The sequence below is a fragment of the Sphingomonas sp. genome, from assembly GCF_048594985.1.
Lineage (GTDB): Bacteria > Pseudomonadota > Alphaproteobacteria > Sphingomonadales > Sphingomonadaceae > Sphingomonas_I.
In genome coordinates, this window is record NZ_JBMDXG010000269.1 from 1 (window position 1) to 18669 (window position 18669).

At 68.3% G+C, this 18669-nt stretch carries 15 protein-coding genes and 1 pseudogene; 11 read left to right on the forward strand and 5 right to left on the reverse strand.

All coding sequences use genetic code 11. The annotated features are described in order from the left end of the window. The 9 genes from ACOJSF_RS10895 to ACOJSF_RS10935 all read left to right on the forward strand — a co-directional run. The coding region (locus ACOJSF_RS10895; RefSeq protein ID WP_420142224.1) for a dipeptidase at positions 1–901 on the forward strand (901 nt) is incomplete at its 5' end. 167 nt (positions 902–1068) lie between these two features. Then, positions 1069–2316: an MFS transporter gene (locus ACOJSF_RS10900; protein WP_420142225.1), complete on the forward strand. Its 1248-nt coding sequence runs from the start codon at positions 1069–1071 to the stop codon at positions 2314–2316. After that, positions 2313–3920 (forward strand): glycoside hydrolase family 43 protein, encoded by a 1608-nt coding sequence (locus tag ACOJSF_RS10905; protein ID WP_420142226.1) that lies wholly within the window; start codon positions 2313–2315, stop codon positions 3918–3920. Before ACOJSF_RS10900 ends, ACOJSF_RS10905 begins: the two co-directional genes overlap by 4 nt. Before the next feature lie 23 nt (positions 3921–3943). Then, complete coding sequence (phnA, locus tag ACOJSF_RS10910) at positions 3944–5272, forward strand: phosphonoacetate hydrolase (RefSeq protein ID WP_420142227.1); 1329 nt, start codon at positions 3944–3946, stop codon at positions 5270–5272. A gap of 66 nt (positions 5273–5338) precedes the next feature. After that, positions 5339–8365, forward strand: coding sequence for an intermembrane phospholipid transport protein YdbH family protein (locus ACOJSF_RS10915; RefSeq protein WP_420142228.1), 3027 nt, complete (start codon positions 5339–5341; stop codon positions 8363–8365). Positions 8366–8412: 47 nt separating this feature from the next. Further along, complete coding sequence (locus ACOJSF_RS10920) at positions 8413–8595, forward strand: YnbE family lipoprotein (protein WP_420142229.1); 183 nt, start codon at positions 8413–8415, stop codon at positions 8593–8595. After that, on the forward strand, positions 8592–8966 hold the full coding sequence (locus ACOJSF_RS10925; RefSeq protein ID WP_420142230.1) for a DUF1318 domain-containing protein: 375 nt from the start codon (positions 8592–8594) through the stop codon (positions 8964–8966). The genes ACOJSF_RS10920 and ACOJSF_RS10925 overlap by 4 nt, the downstream gene beginning before the upstream one ends. A gap of 47 nt (positions 8967–9013) precedes the next feature. Further along, positions 9014–10132 (forward strand): AI-2E family transporter, encoded by a 1119-nt coding sequence (locus ACOJSF_RS10930; RefSeq protein ID WP_420142231.1) that lies wholly within the window; start codon positions 9014–9016, stop codon positions 10130–10132. A gap of 28 nt (positions 10133–10160) precedes the next feature. Next, a complete protein-coding gene (locus tag ACOJSF_RS10935) occupies positions 10161–10550 on the forward strand; it encodes a DUF2147 domain-containing protein (RefSeq protein ID WP_420142232.1) in 390 nt (129 codons plus the stop codon). 7 nt (positions 10551–10557) lie between these two features. Here ACOJSF_RS10935 and ACOJSF_RS10940 read toward each other — a convergent pair whose 3' ends face one another. From ACOJSF_RS10940 to ACOJSF_RS10950, 3 genes are all read right to left on the reverse strand, one after another. Continuing rightward, positions 10558–12363, reverse strand: a complete 1806-nt coding sequence (locus ACOJSF_RS10940; RefSeq protein WP_420142233.1) for an NAD(P)-binding protein — start codon at positions 12361–12363, stop codon at positions 10558–10560. A gap of 151 nt (positions 12364–12514) precedes the next feature. Further along, the gene (locus ACOJSF_RS10945) at positions 12515–13021 is read right to left on the reverse strand and encodes a hypothetical protein (protein WP_420142234.1); all 507 of its coding nucleotides are present in this window, start codon (positions 13019–13021) and stop codon (positions 12515–12517) included. 47 nt (positions 13022–13068) lie between these two features. Then, positions 13069–14850, reverse strand: a complete 1782-nt coding sequence (locus tag ACOJSF_RS10950) for an ABC transporter transmembrane domain-containing protein (RefSeq protein ID WP_420142235.1) — start codon at positions 14848–14850, stop codon at positions 13069–13071. Positions 14851–14971: 121 nt separating this feature from the next. Here ACOJSF_RS10950 and ACOJSF_RS10955 point away from each other — a divergent pair, with 121 nt between their 5' ends. Together ACOJSF_RS10955 and dgcA are read left to right on the forward strand one after the other, a co-directional pair. Further along, complete coding sequence (locus ACOJSF_RS10955) at positions 14972–16276, forward strand: polyhydroxyalkanoate depolymerase (protein ID WP_420142236.1); 1305 nt, start codon at positions 14972–14974, stop codon at positions 16274–16276. Continuing rightward, complete coding sequence (dgcA, locus tag ACOJSF_RS10960) at positions 16273–17253, forward strand: N-acetyl-D-Glu racemase DgcA (RefSeq protein WP_420142237.1); 981 nt, start codon at positions 16273–16275, stop codon at positions 17251–17253. The genes ACOJSF_RS10955 and dgcA overlap by 4 nt, the downstream gene beginning before the upstream one ends. Position 17254: 1 nt before the next feature. Here the strand turns inward: dgcA and ACOJSF_RS10965 are convergent, their stop codons facing one another. After that, on the reverse strand, positions 17255–18526 hold the full coding sequence (locus ACOJSF_RS10965) for a mechanosensitive ion channel family protein (protein WP_420142238.1): 1272 nt from the start codon (positions 18524–18526) through the stop codon (positions 17255–17257). Further along, a pseudogene (locus ACOJSF_RS10970) lies at positions 18412–18669 on the reverse strand (DNA topoisomerase IB); the annotation flags it as partial. The pseudogene ACOJSF_RS10970 and the gene ACOJSF_RS10965, both read right to left, overlap by 115 nt.

Consider the following 18669-nt stretch of genomic DNA (forward strand, 5'->3'; position numbering starts at 1 on the left):
CGATCTCGTCCATGCCATCGCCGCGCGCTACCCGGATCGCTTCGCCATGGTGCGGACCGCGGCGGAGGTGCGGCGCGCGCATCAGGCGGGGCGGATCGGGTGCCTGATCGGCGTCGAGGGCGGCGGGCAGATCGATGGCAACCTATCGGTGTTGCGGTCCTACGCCGCGCTCGGTGTCGGCTACCTCACGCTCACTCATTCGCGCACGATCGAATGGGCGGATTCGGCCACGGACAATCCGAAGCATGACGGCTTGACCGATTTCGGGCGTCAGGTGGTGTCCGAACTCAACCGGCTGGGCGTGCTGGTCGACCTGAGCCATGTCAGCGAGGGAACGATGCGCGATGCGATCGAGGCGTCGAAGGCGCCGGTCATCTTCTCGCATTCGAATGCGCGCGCGCTCAACGATCATCCACGCAACGTGTCTGATGACGTGCTGCGGCTTCTCCGCGCCAATGGCGGGGTGGTGATGGTGAATTACGCGCCGCCCTATGTGTCCGATGCCTATCGCCGCTGGTCGGCCGACGCGGCGGCGGAAAAGACGCGGCTCAACGCGCCGCCTTACAACGGGCTTGCGATCGGCCAGCCCGAACGCGCGGCCGCTCTCTATGCCCAGTGGGAAAAGGATCACCCCGCATCGCGCGTGACCCTTTCGCAGGTGGCCGACCACATCGATCATGTCGCGCGAGTGGCGGGCGTCGATCATGTCGGGATCGGATCGGACTTCGACGGAGTGGGGGATACGCTTCCCGACGGACTCGGCGACGTCTCGACCTATCCCGCGCTGCTGGCCGAACTGATGCGGCGCGGCTGGACCGATCGTGACATCGCGAAACTCGCCGGGGGCAACGTCCTGCGCGTCATGGAGGCGGCGGAGCGCGTGAAGGCCGCCGCCAACTGATCACCGAAATGCCAAGCGTCCGCCCCGGCCCCTGAAGCCACACGGCATTCGCATCGGCCAGCTAAGGGCTCGCACCCGCGCGCCGCCTGGGCTACGGCCGCCCGACGGTAGCGCGACCAGGGTTTGGCAAGGACGGGGCGGGGATGGTGGTAAAGAGGCGGCGCGGCATGCTGCGCTGGTGGATGATCGGCCTGGTCATGGTCGGCACGATCCTCAACTACCTCACGCGCAGTACGCTCGGCGTCGCGGCGCCGGTGATGCTGCCGGACCTTGGCATCACCGAACAGCAATATTCGTGGATCACCGCTGCCTTCCAGGCAGGCATCATGTTCCAGACGGTGACCGGCTACGTTCTCGACGTGATCGGGCTGCGTTACGGCCTCGCCATCTTCGCGGGCGCATGGTCGCTCATTTCGGCGGCGCACAGCCTGGCGTTCAACTGGCCGATGCTGGCGGCGCTGCGCGGCGCGATGGGGCTGGCAGAGGGCACGGCCCAGCCCGGGGGGCTCAAGGTCGTCGCCGAATGGTTTCCGGCGCGCGAGCGCGGCTTCGCCGGCGGGGTCTACAATATCGGCGCGTCGCTGGGATCGATGCTCGCCCCGCCGCTGGTCGCGGCGTCGATCTATTATTGGAGCTGGCACGCGGCGTTTATCATCACCGGCGGCCTTGGCTTTATCTGGGTGGTCTGCTGGCTGCTCTTCTACCGCCCGATCGCCGAGCATCCGCGCATGCGCGCGGACGAACGCGACTACGTCCTCGGCGGGCAGGAGCGCGGGGTGCTGACGCCGGTCACCGCGCCGCGCCCGTCCTTCTGGGCGATCGCGCGCCGCCGCAACCTGTGGGGGATCGCGGTGCCGCGTTTCCTCGCCGATCCGACGTGGGGCACGCTTACCTTCTGGCTGCCGCTCTACCTCGCCAAGGAACGCGGGTTCGACCTGACGCAGATCGCGATCTTCGCGTGGATGCCGTTCGTCGCGGCCGATCTCGGCTGCCTGTTCGGGCCGGCGGTGGCGGCGTGGCTCAACAAGCGCGGCGTCAGCATCGTCAACGCGCGCCGCTGGGCCTTCACGCTGGGCGCATGCATGATGACCAGCCTGATGTTCGTCGGCACCGTCGAAAGCGCCTATGCGGCGATCGCGCTGCTGTGCCTCGGCGGCTTCGCGCACCAGACTTTGTCGGTCACCTGCATCACGATGGCGACCGATCTATTCCCCAGCAATGAGGTGGGCACGGTCGCCGGCATCGCGGGCACCTGCGCCAATTTCGGCGTGCTGCTCTTCTCGCTGGCGGTGGGCGGACTGGTCGCTTCGGTCGGCTACGGGCCGTTCTTCGTGGCGCTGGCGGTGCTGGACCTCGTCGCCGCCGTCTGGTTGTGGACGGTGGTCAAGGACCCCGCAAAGGAGGCGACCGCGTGACGATCCGCAATCCCATTCTGCCCGGTTTCAATCCCGACCCCTCGATCGTCCGGGTCGGCGAGGATTATTATATCGCGACTTCGACCTTCGAATGGTTTCCCGGGGTGCAGATCCATCATTCGCGCAACCTGGCCGACTGGCGGCTGGTGTCGCGCCCGCTGTCGCGGCCGTCGCAGCTCGATATGCGTGGCGATCCGGACAGCTGCGGCGTGTGGGCGCCGTGCCTGTCCTATGACGACGGGCTGTTCTACCTGATCTTCACCGACGTGAAGCGCTATGGCCGTACGACGATGGGCGGCGCCTCCGGCGCGTCGCTGCGCGATTTCCACAATTACCTCGTGACGTCGCCGACGATCGAGGGGCCGTGGTCCGACCCGGTCTACCTCAACAGCAGCGGGTTCGATCCGTCGCTGTTCCACGATCGCGACGGGCGCAAATATCTGGTCAACATGCTGTGGGATCATCGCCCCGGCATGAAGCGCTTCGGCGGGATCGTGCTGCAGGAATATGACCCGCAGGGCCAGCGCCTGATCGGGGAGCGACAGGTGATCTTCGAAGGCACGGCGCTCGGCCTGACCGAGGCGCCGCACCTCTACTGGCGCGACGGTTATTATTACCTGCTGACGGCGGAGGGCGGGACCGGTTGGAACCACGCGGTCACGATGGCGCGCTCGCGCACGATCACCGGGCCGTACGAACTCCATCCCGAAACCTGCATTCTCAGCTCGCGCGGCGCACCGCTCGGGCCGATCCAGCGCGCGGGCCATGCCGATCTGGTCGAAACGCCCGACGGCCAAACCTACATCGTCTATCTGTGCGGCCGGCCGCTGCCCAATCGCGGCCGCTGCATCCTCGGCCGCGAGACCGCGATCCAGCCGATGGCGTGGGGCGAGGATGGCTGGCTGTGGACGACGGACGGGACCGGCCTGCCCGAGCTTGAGGTCGATCTGCCGGGCGCGCCCCGCGCGCCGGCGTCGCGCCATTACGCTTTCGACGACACGTTGCTGCCCGACGATTTCCAGTGGCTGCGCACCCCGTACCCCGACCAGATCTTCAGCCTGACCGAGCGGCCCGGCTTCCTGCGTCTGCACGGACGGGAGAGCGTCGGCAGCCTGTTCACCCAGGCGCTCGTCGCCCGCCGGCAGGAGGCGTTCGCTTACGAGGCGAGCTGCCTGGTCGATTACGCGCCGCGCCACTTCCAGCAAGCGGCGGGACTGATCTGCTATTATAACGCGACCAAGTTTCATTATCTGTTCGTGTCGCACGACGAGACGCACGGCCGGCACATCCGCGTGATGTCGGCGCTGCCGGATCAGCCACAGGCCGACGCCTTCACCGCGCCGATCGCGATTCCCGACGGGCCGATCCGCTTGCGTGTCGAGGTCGATCATTCGAACCTGTTCTTTTCCTATGCGCCAGGCGCGGATGGCGACGACTGGCACCGGCTGCCCGAGACCTTCGACGCGTCAATCCTGTCGGACGAGGCGACCGCGCCCGGCGCGGCCAATTTCACGGGCGCGTTCGTGGGGATGGCCTGTCAGGACACGTCAGGAGCAGGGCTCCCCGCCGACTTCGCCTGGTTCGACTATCGCGAGCGTGATTGAGCGCGCGCATCGGAGGTAACCGCATGCAAGGTTCGACGCGCAGAGGAGTACTGGCCGGCTCGGCGGGGCTCGCCGCCGGCGCGCTGATCCCGGCCTCGGCCGGCGCGATGCTCGCCGGGCCGGTCGAGGTCAACGGCCGGACCTATCGCCTGCCGCGCCGCCCGACCGTCGCGATCTGCGTCGACGGGTTCGATCCGGCCTATCTGGAGCAAGGGGTGCGCGACGGGCTGATGCCGAACCTCGCGCGCTTTCGTGCGCAGGGGTTCGCGACGACCGCGCGCGGGGTGATGCCGAGCTTCACCAATCCCAACAATACGTCGATCCTGACCGGCGTACCCCCCGCCATCCACGGCATTTCGGGCAATTATTATCTCGACCGCCGGAGCGGCAAGGAGGTGATGATCACCGACGCGAGCGCGCTGCGCTGCGAGACGATCCTCGGGCGCATGTCGCAGGTCGGCGTGCGCGCGGCGGGCGTCACCGCGAAGGACAAGTTGCGCGAGATCATCGGCTACAAGCTCAACGGCATCGTCTTCTCCTCGCAACATGCCGACAAGGCGACGATGGCCAATGCCGGGATCGACGATGTCGAAGGGCTGGTCGGGCGCAAGACCCCCGATCAATATGATCCCGATCTGTCCTATTTCGTGCTGGATGCCGGCGCGGCCCTGATCGAGCGGCGGGGCGCGCAGCTGCTGTACCTGTCTCTGTCGGACGTAATCCAGCACACCTATGCGCCCGGCGAGCCGCAGGCGAACGCCTTCCTGGCGGGGATCGATCAGCGGATCGGCCGGCTGGTCGCGCTCGGCGCGGTGGTTGGCGTGACCGGCGATCACGGCATGAACGACAAGTCGAAGCCTGACGGGTCGCCTGCCGTCATCTGGTTGGAGGATGTGCTGAACGCCCGGTTCGGCACCGACGCCGTGCGCGTGATCTGCCCGATCACCGATCCGTTCGTGCGCCACCACGGCGCGCTCGGCTCGTTCGTGCGGGTCTATGCGCGCGATCCCGCCAAGGCGGACGCGATGATCGCGGCGACCCGCGCCTTGCCGGGGGTCGAGGCGGTGTTGACCGGGGCCGAGGCCGCGAGGCGGTTCGAAACGCCGCCGGAGTATGAAGGCGACTTCGCCGTCATCGCCACCCGCCACGTCGTGATTGGCTCGGCCGCCGCGCGACATGATCTGTCTAGCCTCGCGGGTCATCGCCTGCGGTCGCATGGCGGCTTGTCGGAGCAGCATATGCCGTTCCTGATTTCGGCCCCGCTGCGCCGCGAACATGCCGCGCGGGCGGCGTGGGGAGACGTCCGCAATTACGACCTGTTCGACTATCTGCTGAACGGCCTGCGGGGATAGCGCGCGTTGCGCGGGCCCGTCCGCCCGCTTAGTCAGGGCCGATGAGCGCGTGCGACGTCTGACGCAATGACGTCATCGGAACAGCCGGACGATTGCACGCATGCGCGGGGCGGGCGCCGCTTCCTGCGTGTGCTGGCGATCGCCGGGGCCGCTATCGCTGGCCTCGTTCTGCTGGCGCTCCTGATCCTGTGGCTGCTGCGCTTTCGCATCGCCACCGACCTGGTGGACCGCAAACTGGCGGCGGCGGACGTGCCCGCTTCCTATCGCCTGACTCGCCTAGGCCCGTTCCTGCAACGGCTGGAGGACGTCCGCATCGGCGCGCCCGACGCGCCCGATCTTACCGCGCGGCGGATCGACGTGACGATCGGCTACGGCCTTACTGGCCCCGCGGTGCGCGCCATCACGGTCGACGGCGTCAGGTTGCGCGCGCGGATCGGACCCGGCGGCTTCAGCCTGGGGACGATCGACCGGCTTCTGCCAGCGACACGCGGGGGGCAGACCCGCCTGCCCGATCTCGATCTGACGATCGGTGATACCCACGTGGCGCTCGCCACGCCCAACGGCGCGTTCGACCTGGCGGTCGAAGGGTCGGGCAATCCCCGCCGCGTGTTTCGGGGGACGGCGCAAGCCAGGGCGACGGCGCTCAGGCTCGCCTCCTGCCGCCTGGCGGCCGTCCGCGCGGACGTGCGGATCGGTGCGGAGCAGGGGAGGCCGCACGTCGCGGGGCCGATCCGGATCGGGCGGACAAACTGTCCGGCACTCCGCCTTGGCGCCGGCGTAGCGCGGGTCGAAGCCTCATCAAATCAGACGTTCGACCGGGTTGCGCTCGTCGCGCGCCTGTCCGGTTTCGGCGGGGAAGCGGGGCCGGGGCGTTTCGAGAGCGTCGATGGCCCGGTTCGCGCGGAGGGCGTGCTCGGCAATCTTGCCGCGCGCGCGCGTTTGCGCGTCGCCGGACTGGCCTTGCCGGACGCTTCGCGCACGGTGGCGGGCCTGCGCACGTCTTTCGCCGGCACACCGCTGGCGCCGACCGGGGCGGCGGCAAGCGCGGCGGTCGCCCGCTTGCTGGCGCGCGCCGACGCGGAGGTGGCGCTTGACGCCGCGATCCGCGGATCGAACACGGACGTCCATCTGCGGCGCATGGTCCTGGTCGGCCAAGGGGGCGCGCGGGTGACGCTGGCGGAGCGGGGTGGCCTCTGGTGGTCGGCGGCAGGCTGGCGGGCCGACGCGGCGCTGACGGCAAGCGGGGGTGGGCTCCCGCCGCTCGACGCCGTGATCCGGCAGGATGCGCCGGGCGCGCCGGTGCACGCAACCGCGCGGCTCGGGCCATATCGTGCCGGGGCGGGCCGAATCGAAACTTCGTCCGCTAATATCGTCTGGGACGGGCGCGCGACCCAATTCGATACGGTCATGCGCATTGACGGCCCGGTCGGCGACGGGTTCGTTCGGGGCCTGTCGGTCCCCGTGCGTGGGCGCATCACGGCGGCAGGCGACCTGATCGTGGGGCAGGGCTGCCAGCCGATCGCCTTTGCGCAGGCGCGGCTCGCATCGTTCACCTTCGCCCCGGCCCGGATCGTGGCGTGCGGACGGCCGCTCGTGACCCGGACGGCCGGCGGCCCGGTGCGGATCGACGCGAAGGCCGGTCCGATCCGGCTCGTGGGCCGGACCGATGCCGGCGCGCCGCTATCGCTCACGGCGTCAGGCCTACGCTTCGCCGGTGGCCGTTTCGCGTTGCGTGACCTGTCTGCCGTGCTGGGCGGGCCGGAGCGGCCGACACGCCTCGACATCGCGTCGGTGACGGGGACAATGGACCCACGGGGCCTGTCGGGCGACTTTGCCGGTGCGGCGGGCGGCATCGCCAACGTGCCGCTCAATCTGGCGGAGGCGAATGGGGGCTGGCGCTTCGACGGTGGTGTGCTGCGGCTCGATGGGGCGCTGCGCGTCAGCGACGCGGGCGACACGGCGCGGTTCAACCCGCTCGTCACTGACGATGCGCGGCTCGGCCTCGACGGCGGTGTCGTGACCGCGAGCGCGACCCTACGAGAGCCGGCGAGCGGCGCGGCCGTGGTCAGCGTCAGGCTAGCGCACGATCTCGCCGACGGCGCGGGCCACGCCGTGCTCGACGTGCCGGGCATCATCTTCCGGCCAAGGGCGCTGCAGCCGGAGAAGCTGACGCCACTCACCTTGGGCGTGATCGCCAATGTCGATGGGACGATAAAGGGCGCGGGCCGGATCGACTGGGGTGCGCGCGGCGTCAGGAGCAGCGGCACATTCGGGACCGAGCGGATGGATCTCGCCGCCGCGCTGGGCCCGGTGACGGGCATTTCCGGCCAGATCGTGCTTACCGACCTGCTCGGGCTGGTCAGCGCACCGGGCCAGGAGGTGCGCGTGGCCGAGGTCAACCCTGGCGTGGCGGCTACCAACGGGTTGATCCGTTTCCAATTGACCGGTCAAAGCCGGGTGCGGATCGAGGATGCGTCATGGCCGTTTGCGGGCGGCACGTTGCGGATGGACCCGGCCCTGCTCGACTTCGGGACGGACACCGAGCGCCGCATGACGTTCCGGGTCGATGCGCTCGACGCCGCCGCTTTCGTCCAGCAGCTCGATTTCCCCAACATCTCCGCGACCGGCACCTTCGACGGCGTGATGCCGATGATCTTCGATCAGGCGGGCGGGCGGATCGAAGGGGGACATATCACCGCGCGGCCGCTCGGCGGCACGCTCGCTTATGTCGGCGAGCTCAGCAACGCGCAGCTCGGGGCCATGGGGAAGCTCGCCTTCGACGCGCTCAAGGCGATCCGCTACTCCGCGCTCGAAATCAAGCTGGACGGACGGCTGGACGGCGAGATGATCAGCCGGGTGCAGTTCACCGGCATTCGTCAGGATACGCCGGACCCCAGCTTCGTCTCGCGGTTGATCCGCAACCTGCCCTTTCGATTCAACATCGCGATCCGTGCGCCCTTCCGCGGGTTGGTCGGATCGGCGCGCAGCTACATGAACCCCGCTTTGTTGCTCGACCGCGCCCGCCTGTCGCCGTCGCCGCCCGTCCCGCCCGCGCCCGCCGTTCAGCCCCCTGCAAGCGGGAATGTGCGATGAGCGGGCCATGCTTGACGCCGCCGCCCTCGGGTGCGAGCCCCACGCGCATGACAAGAAGGTTCCTGTCCGGCCTCGTGATGATGCCGCTCGCCGGCTGCGTCACGGTAAAGGCGCCCGACAAGCCGATCGAGATCAACCTGAACATCAACGTAAAGCAGGAGGTCGTCGTCAGCCTGAAGAAGGATGCCGAGGACTTCATCACCAACAATCCGGAGCTGTTTCCGCAATGACCAAGCGTCCGCTCCTCGCCATGACCGTCGCGCTCGCGCTGGCGGCGGTGCCCGCCCATGCGCAGATGGACAGCGAGGTCGAGGCGGCGCTCGATGCCGGCACGGTGGGCGAGCAGGCGGACGGCTATCTCGGCTTCGCCCGTCCGCCCGCGGGCGCGCTCAAGGCCAAGGTCGACGCGATCAACATCAAGCGCCGCCAGGGCTATACGCAGGTCGCGCAGACCAAGAATGTGCCGATCGAAGCCTTCGCCGCGTCGATCGGCTGCCGTACGCTGTCCACGCTGCGCCAGGGGCGCGCCTACAATGTCGGCGGCACCTGGGCGGTGAAGGGCCCCGGCCCGATCGCGCTGCCCGCGCAGTGCGGGAATTGAGCGCAATCCGGCGCGCCTGAGCCGCGCGCCGCACGCCGGCGTGGTGCATGACCGACAATTCTGCGAAGATTGCCCGCGTGAACGAACAGGACGCATCGCGGCCACGGATCGAGGATCGGGTCTTGACGGGCCTGGTCCTGCTGTTCACCGTCGCCTTCGCGCTGGTGGTGGAGCCGTTCTTCGCCGCCATCCTCTGGGCCGTCATCGCCGCCATCCTGTTCGCGCCGCTCAATCGGCGGTTGCTCCGCCGCATGCCGGGCCGGCGCAACGGCGCCGCTTTGCTCACGCTCCTGCTGATCATCGCGATCGTGATCGTCCCCGCGATCCTGCTGACGCTCGCGCTGTTGCAGGAGGCGGGGGCTGCTTATGCGCGGCTGCAGGCGGGGGCGATCGATTTCGCGCAACTGTTCGAACGCCTGCGCGCCAGCCTGCCCGAATGGGCGGTGGGCTGGCTCCGCCGCCTCGGCCTCGATGATTTCTCGGCGGTCCAGACGCGGATCGCCGCCGGCGTTGCCGCCAGCGTCCGCACGCTGGCGGCGCAGGCTTTCCATATCGGGCAGGGCGCGTTCAGCCTCCTCATCTCGCTCGGCGTGATGCTGTATCTGACCTTCTTCCTGCTGCGCGACGGCGAGCAGCTGATGCGGCGCGTGATCGAGGCAACGCCGCTCCGCGCCGCGCAGCGCCAGGCCCTGTTCGACAAATTCACCGTGGTCGTGCGCGCGACAATCAAGGGCAGCGTCGTCGTGGCGATCGTGCAGGGGATGATCGGCGGAATCGTATTCTGGCTGATCGGCATCGGCGGGGCGCTCCTGTGGGGCGTGCTGATGGGCGTCCTGTCGCTGCTGCCGGCGGTCGGCACCGGCATCGTGTGGGTTCCGGTGGCGATCTACCTGTTTGCGACGGGGGCGGTGGGGCAGGGGATCATCCTCGTCTTGTGCGGCATGTTCGTGATCGGGCTGGTTGACAATATCCTCCGTCCGATCCTGGTCGGCCGTGACACGCGCATGCCCGATTATGTCGTGCTGATCACGACGCTGGGCGGGCTGGACCTGTTCGGTTTCAGCGGACTCATCATCGGGCCGGTGATCGCGGCCCTGTTCATCGCTGTCTGGAATATCGTCACGACGATGCGGCTGGGTTCCAACGGTGTCGGGCCGGCGGCCTGATCCGCGCGCCCTGCGCCGGGGCGGGCGGATGATGGCGGCGCTGTGCGGCCTGTCGGCCTGCGCGCCGCTGGCGGCTGAAGCGCTGCCGGCCGGGCTCTGGAGCAATCCGCGCGGGAGCGTCCACGTCCGCATCGGGCCGTGCAATGACCGGATGTGCGGCGTGGTCGAGTGGGCGAACGAGAAGGCCAGCGCCGATGCCGCGCGTGGCGGGACCGATCCGCTGGTCGGCACCACGCTGTTCCGCGACTTTGTGGCCAGGCCGCACGGTCTATGGCGTGGAAAGGTGTTCGTGCCCGATATGGGGCGGACGCTGTCGGGCACGATCCGCGTTGCCGATCCGGATCATATCGAGGCGAAGGGCTGCCTGCTCGGCAGGCTGATGTGCAAGACCCAGGTCTGGACCCGCGTCGCGCCCTGACGCGGGTTCAGGCGAGCCCGGTCCGTGCCATCACCTCGCGCGCGGCGCGTGCGCCATGCTTGAACGCGCCGGTGTAGTTCTGCGCGCCCTCCAGTTCCGAATGCGCGATGACGATCCGGCCGAAGCCCTTCGCCACGACCTCGCGCGGGCTCGGAAGCCCCGCCTCGCCAAAATAGAAGCCTGGATATTGGACCACGCGGGCATGGCCCCAGCGATTCAGCACGATTCCGGCGATGTCGCGGCGCGCGTCGAACCCGGTCGCGCCAAACAGGCGGGTCATCTGCTGCCGGATGACGCGTTCATACTCGGCATAGGGCGTGGTCAGCAGGCGCTGGCGGTTGGCCATCGCCTGCGTCGCGGCGTCGCTCTCGCCCGGTGTGTAAAGGCCCATATACATCGTGAAGAGCGCCGGCCGGTCGGGATCGAGCGCGGGCGCGCTGCCGTCGATCAGCATCGGTTGGCGGATATTGCCAACGAAGCCGAACATTCCCGTGTCGTCGTACCAGCGCGCCGCCGCCGCGCCGAGCCGGTAGAGGAAGCGCCAGTTGGTCAACGCCACATTGACCACCAAAGCTGGTGCATGGACGAACTGCCCATAAGCGGTGGCGATGTCCTCAGGCAGATCGGCGACGACCCGCCGCGTGACCCACCCGCCGCTCGCCATCACCACCGCGCCAGCGGTCACGCGCACGGGCCTGCCGTCCTTGACGTAGGCCACGTCTACACGGCTGTCGGATCGATGGCGGACGTGGAAAACGGTCGTGCCCAACCGGATGCGCGTCGGCTGGCCCGCGCGGTCGAGCGCCGCGAAATCGATCGGCCCGTTTACCAGCCCCGCGAAATCCTGCGTGCCGCCGATCGCGCCGGGCACGAGCTTGCGCACGATCATCCGCGCCAGCACGCTGTTCCCGCCGGGGAAGGAGGCGTCCATGCGCTGCGTCGGCCGGACATAGGCGCGCGCCGCGCGTGCCGAGGCGGCGTCGGGGCTGACCCCGGTGAGCAGGCTGGTATGCGGCCGCGCGACCCGCGTCACGCCCGGATCGAAGCCCTTCACCACCTCCAGATAATGGCGATAGCTCATCCGATCGAGCAGTTCGGGCGGCGGATCGCCCTCGGCCGAACCCGTGCGCCATGCCAGCAGGTCGCGGCGCAAAGTGGATGAGAAGGGCGTGTCGACGAGCCCATTCGCCCAGATGTTGCGCCGCCATTCGGGCCCGGGGGCGCCATCGGCCCGATCGAAATAATAAGCAATGTCGACCTTGCCTTCGGCCAGTCCGTTCATCGGCGCATAATTGTCAGTCGCGAAACGGATGGGGGTGAAGGCATCGCTCCACGCGCGGAAGCGATAGTCGCGCGGCAGGCCGAACGTGTCGAACAGCTGATCCATCTGCGTGCCGGACCCGACCTCCGGAACGAGGAAGCCGTTCGCGGCCTGCGGCCCGGTCAGGCGCACGCCGTCGACGAGGAAGTCGTTCTGTTTCGACGCCCCGCCGAAAACCGGATGGTTTTCGAGGATCAGGCAACGTTTGCCGCCGCCCGTCAGCGCGGCATAGTCGTGCGCGGTGAGCAGGCCGGTGGGGCCGCCGCCGACGATCACCAGATCGAAATGCTCGCTATCGGCCGCGTCTTCCCATCCGTCATACAGCGCATCGCGGATGCCGTGCGCGGCCTGGATGACCGGCAAGGTGTTGCCGTTCGCAGCGGCATAATCGCCGACGCCGCCATAGCCGGTGAACGGGTCGCGCGGGGCCGCGGCGGTTGCACGCCCGCCGACGAGCACCGCACCCGCGCCGGCCAGGGCGCCGTTAATCACATCGCGACGCGTGATCGCGTCGTTCAGGCCGAGCGATTCCCCATTGCGGCATCCCAGATTGGCCACTTACCCACCACCGTAAAAAGTATACGATTCAGCAGGATCGGTATTCGGTCAAGCCTTCGCCGACAGGACGGCGATCGTTAGGCTGCTAGCCCAGCCTGCATTTCCGCTGCGTCGCCACGCCGCGCAGGAAGCCGCGCCGGGCGTAACCGGCATCTATCGCGGCATTGAGCCGGCGCTGAGCGGGGGCGGCGCCGCTCACCTCGCGGACGAGACCCCGAAACGGGATGATCGCATTGACCACCGTCCGGCCGCCCGCCTCGGCGATCTTGCTCGCGCGGTTTTCATTGGTCACTGCTCCGGCCACGAAGTCGGGGCCAAGAACCGCCGTCAACTCCTTCGTTGCCGCGCGAAGCTGCGCGCAGGTGCGCAGGCCTGTCAGCGAATAGGGGCTCTGAATCGCCTTCTGCAGCACCGGCGGGATATTCGTCTTGCTGGCGCCAACGTCGCGCGCCGGCTGGCTTGCAATCCTGCCCGCGGTCTTGGTGGTCTGACCGAAACGGTCAGTCTTGGCCGGTTGTTCGGCCTGCGACCATGCGGGCTGCGCGACGATGAGGATGGCGGCAAGGCCGTAACGGGATAGGAACGAGTTCATGTCGGCATAATTCGCACGGCGGGGCGTGGTTCCCGCGCGACAGGCCGTCAGGCAGCCTCGCCGTCGAACTGCAGCTGGGCGAGGCGGGCGTAGAGGCCGCCGCGCTTGATCAGCGCATCGTGTCGGCCTTCCTCAACGATCCGCCCGCGATCCATCACCACGATCCGATCGGCGTTGCGGACGGTGGCGAGGCGATGAGCGATGACGATCGTCGTGCGTCGCGCCATCAGCCGTTCCAGCGCATCCTGCACCAGACGCTCGCTCTCCGCATCGAGCGCGGAGGTCGCTTCGTCCAGCAGCAGGAGAGGCGCATCGCGCAGCAGCGCGCGCGCGATCGCCAGGCGCTGGCGCTGTCCGCCGGACAGGCGCGCGCCGCCTTCGCCGAGGAAGGTGTCGAGGCCCTGCGGCAGCTCCTGCAGGAAGCGCGCGGCATTGGCGGCCTCCGCCGCCGCCCACAATGCGCCGTCGTCGGCTTCCCAGCGGCCGTAGCGGAGATTGTCGCGTGCCGAGGCGGCGAAGATCACGGTATCCTGCGGCACCACCGCGATCCGCGCACGCACCTGCGCGGGATCGGCCTGCGTGAGCGCCACGCCGTCCAGGCGGACTGAGCCCGATTGGGGATCGTAAAAGCGCTGCGCAAGCTGGAACAGGGTCGATTTGCCGGCGCCCGACGGGCCGACGACCGCCACGGTCTCCCCGGGCGACACGGTCAGCGTGAAATCGTGGAGCGCGGGCAGTTCGGGCCGGGTCGGATAGCGGAATTCGACATGGTCGAAGGCGAGCGCGCCGCGCGGCGGCTGCGGCAGGGCCTGCGGGCGTGCCGGCGCGGCGATCTCCGGCCGCTCGGACAGCAGTTCGTTGAGGCGTCCGGCCGCGCCCGCCCCGCGCAGCAGGTCTCCATAAACCTCGGTCAGCGCGCCGAATGCGCCCGCCACCAGCCCGCCCGTCAGCACGAAGGCGGCGATCGCACCGCCCGACATCCGTCCCGCCGCCACATCGGTTGCGCCTTCGCGCAGGACGAGCGTGATCGATCCGAAGATCAGCGCGATCACAATCGCAGTCATCGCCGCGCGGACGGTGAACCGGTGGCGCGCGGTGGCGAAAGCGTCCTCGATCGCGACGCCGAAGCGCGCGCCCTCGCGCTTCTCCTGTCCGAAACCCTGCACGATTTTCATCGCGCCGAGCGTTTCAGACACGATCGCGCCCAGTTCCGCTATTCGGTCCTGCGAGGTGCGGCTGAACCCGCGCACGCGCCGGCCGAGCAGCACGATGGGGGCGAGAATGAGCGGGATGCCGAGCAACAGGCTGCCCGCCAGCTTGGGCGAGAGCGTGAACAGATAGACGATGCCGCCGATTCCGGTGAAGGCGTTGCGCAGCGCGATCGACACGGTCGATCCGACCACCTGTTCGATCACGGCCGTGTCACTGGTCAGGCGCGAGGCGATTTCGGACGGGCGATTCTCTTCGAAGAAGCGCGGGGCGAGCGTGAGGAGGTTGGCGTGCACGCGGGCGCGCAGGTCCGCCACCACCCGCTCGCCGAGCCACGACACAAAATAGAAGCGCAGCGCGGTCGCGATCGCCAGCACCGCGACGATCATCAGCAGATAGTTGAAGGCGTGGCCCACGCTGGCCTGCGTGCCACCCTCCGCCAGAAATCCCCGGTCAATCACGCGCTTGAAGCCATAGGGGATGGCGAGCGTGGCGGCGGAGGCGACCACAAGCGCGGCCAGAGCGGCGGCGATGCGGCCCGGATAATGCGCAGCCATTCCCCAGATCAGACGCAATTCGCCGATCGGGCGGCGCTCCGGGGGAGGTAGGGCATCGGCCATCGCGCTCGCCTACCAGCGGTGCGCGCGGGTCTCAACCAATGCCGCGCTGGACCGTTATGCCACGCGACGTTTGTTGCATTGCAACGTGTTTCGCCCCATTTTGGGGTGGGGAGAAGGCCGTTTGCTGTACGAAACCTACGAGTTGCAGAAGAGCCTGCTGGCGGGCGCAAGCGCGATGGCGGAGCTCGGCTCCGAATGGATGCACAATCCGGCCAATCCGTTTGCGCACACGCAGATCGGATCGATGATGGCGTCGGGGCTCGACGTGTTCGCGCATGCTTCCGCGCCGCACGGCAAGCCGGCGTTCGGGCTCGATGTCGCGCTGATCGGCGGCAAGGAGATTCCCGTGGTCGAGGTGGCGGAGGCGGACCGTCCCTTCGGCCGGTTGATCCATTTCGCGCGCGATGGTGCGCCGGATGGCCAGCCGAAGCTGCTGATCGTGGCGCCGATGTCGGGCCACTACGCCACCCTGCTGCGGGGCACGGTCGAGCGGCTACTGCCCACCAACGACGTCTGGATCACCGACTGGGCCGACGCGCGGCTGGTGCCGCTGGCGGAGGGCAAGTTCGATCTGGATGATTATGTCGACTATCTGATCGGCTGGCTGGAGCATATCGGCCCCGGCGCGCACGTGCTGGCGGTGTGCCAGCCGGCGGTGCCGGCTTATGCGGCAGTGTGCCTGATGTCGGCCGACCGCAACCCTGCACGCCCGCGCACGTTGACGATGATGGGCGGCCCGATCGACACGCGCGAGGCGCCGACCGCCGTCAACACGGTCGCGACCCAGCGGCCGTTCACCTGGTTCGAGCAGAACGTGATCGCGACGGTCCCGCTTTATTATCCGGGCGGCGGGCGGAAGGTCTATCCCGGCTTCCTCCAGCTCACCGGCTTCATGGCGATGAACTGGGGCAATCACCTCGTCAGCCACTGGCAGATGTTCCGCCACCTGGTCGACGGCGACCAGGAAAGCGCCGAGGCGACCAAGGCCTTCTACGACGAATATCGTTCGGTGTGCGACATGACCGCCGAATTCTACCTGCAGACGATCGACGTCGTGTTCCAGCGCCAGCTCCTGCCGCGCGGCGAGATGACGATCCATGGACGGAAGGTCGATCCCGCCGCGATTACCGACGTGGCGCTGCTGGCGATCGAGGGCGAACGCGATGATATTTCGGGTCTCGGCCAGACCAAGGCGGCGCTCGACCTAGCGACCAAGCTGCCTGAGGCGCTCAAAAAATATCATCTCGCCGAGCGGGTCGGGCATTACGGGATCTTCAACGGGCGCCGCTGGCGCGAGGAGACCGCGCCCGTGCTGGAGGCGTTCATCGCCGACGCCGAAGGACGCGCAAAGCCTGCCGAGCCAGAGGTCGTGCAGGCCGAGCCCGATCCGCCCGCGCGGGAGGCCAATTCGACCAACTTCGCGTGAAGCTGACCGCGCGGATCGAGCGCTGGCCGGTGGCCGGCGCGTTCACCATCGCGCGCGGCGCCAAGACGCATGTCGACGTGGTGGTCGCCGAGCTGGCCGACCGCGATGGCGTGATCGGTCGGGGCGCGGGGACGCCGATCTATTATCATGGCGAGACGGCGGAGACCGTGCTGGCCGCTGTCCTGTCGCAGGCGGACGCGTTGGCGGCGGGCCTGACGCGCGAGGACCTGCAGGCACGCCTGCCGCGCGGGGCGGCGCGCAATGCGCTCGACTGTGCGCTGTGGGACATCGCCGCCAAGCAAAGCGGGCAGCCCGTGTGGCGGCTGGCGGGATTGGCCGAGCCCGCCCCAAGCGTGACCGCTTTCACCATCTCTCTGGCGGATCCGGCCCGGATGGAAGCCGATGCACGCGCTGCCGCCGGGCGTCCGCTGCTGAAGCTCAAACTGGCGGGCGAGGGCGATCGAGAGCGCGTGGCGGCGGTGCGGCGCGGCGCACCCGAGGCGCGCCTGATCGTCGACGCGAATGAGGCGTGGACCGGCCGGGACGTGGCAGCCGAGGCGGAGGTACTGAAGCCCTTCGGGGTCGAACTGATCGAGCAGCCCATCGCGCACGGGCAGGACGCACTGCTCGACGGTATCGACAGTCCGATCCCGCTGGCGGCGGACGAAAGCTGCCAGGATCGTGCCGATCTCGATCGCTGCGTCGGCCGCTACCAGGCGATCAACATCAAGCTCGACAAATGCGGCGGGCTGACCGAGGCGCTCGCGCTTGCGACGGCTGCCGAAGCGATGGGGCTGGAGGTCATGGTGGGCTGCATGCTCTCGACCTCGCTCGGCATCGCGCCCGCATTCCTGCTTGCCGACCAGGCGCGGTGGATCGATCTCGACGGCGCGCTCCTGCTCGCGGCGGACCGCGATATGGCAATGTCTATCGACCGCGGCTGCCTGATGCCGCCCGCACCCGCTTTGTGGGGTTAGATCAGGCCGGCTTGGCCGATGCGCTGTGCGCCGGCTGAAATGCCGGTTCGATCGGGCGGCCGGTACGATCGGCGATGGCGGTCGTTTGGGTCGGGAACGCAAAATCTATCCCGCGTGCGTTGAACGACGCCAGAATGGCAACACAGACGCGATGCCGTGCGTCAAACACTTCGTTGTAATCATCCGAAGCGACATCGAATTGCACTTCGATATCGAGACTTGAATCGCCGAAGCTGACCAGCCCACACCGCACCATCTTACACTTCTGATGGCCCTCGATGATCTCCTTCAGCAGGGCTGGCATATTCTCGCACGTCTCCGGGGGCGTGTAATAGGCTACGCCAAGGGTCAGGATAATCCGCCTCCGCGCAAGCCGCGCGAGATTGTGGATTTCCTTGTCGAGCAGGTTGGTGTTTGAAATGACGACCTGTTCGCCGGTCACGGCGCGAATGCGCGTCGTCTTGAGGCCGATTTCCTCCACCGTGCCGTTGGTCTGGTCGAAACGGATTGAATCGCCGCGCTGGAAGGGGCGATCAAAGATGATCGAGAGGGCCGAAAAGAGATCGTCGAAAATGCCCTTGGCGGCCAGGCCGATCGCGATGCCACCGATGCCCAGACCCGCGACGAGACCTGTGACGTTCACCCCCAGATTGTCGAGGATCAGCACCAGCGCGATCGCGAACAGCGCGATCGTGACGAGCAGGCGGATGATGCCCACCGCCGAGCCGAGCGCGCCGTGATCGGTCCCGCTCGCGCGATGCTCCACCACCCCAAGCACCAGCTCGCGCACCCACAACGCACCCTGCAGGGCCGCAGCGACCGTGAAGAGGACGTTGGTGATCTGGACCACCAGCGCCGGCGGATCGGCCATGCCGGTGACCAGTTTCGCCGCGAACAGGACGATAAACCACAGGCCGGTGGCGCTGATGGTGCGCCCGATCGTGGCGGGCCAGTGCGAAAAATGCCCACCTCGCTGGCACAGCTTTTGTCCGAGCGCGCGGACGGCCAGCAACGTGGCAATGATCGCAGCCCCGGCGCCCATGGCGATGGCGATCTGCAGCCAGTGGTTGGAAACCCAGACCAAGCTTTCGTCCCAGAGCAACTCAATCTGCGTGTGCGAAACGCGCAACGGTATTTCGGCATTCACATCGTTGGTCATCAGGCGGCCTTGGCTTTGGCGGACGCGAGCGCGGCGATTTGGTCGAGGAAGCCGATCAAGGCCCGTTCCTGCGCTGTCAACCAGCGGGTCGCGCGCGGCAGCTTTACCGCGCACAGGCCGTCCGTGTCACCATCGCGGCAGAGATCGATGAGGGCGGGATGGATGTAGGATTTCCGGCTGATCGCAGGGGTGTTGCCGAGCGCCTGCGCGACCGCCTCCAGCATGGGCTTGAGGCTGAGCCGGCCGTCCCTTGCCGT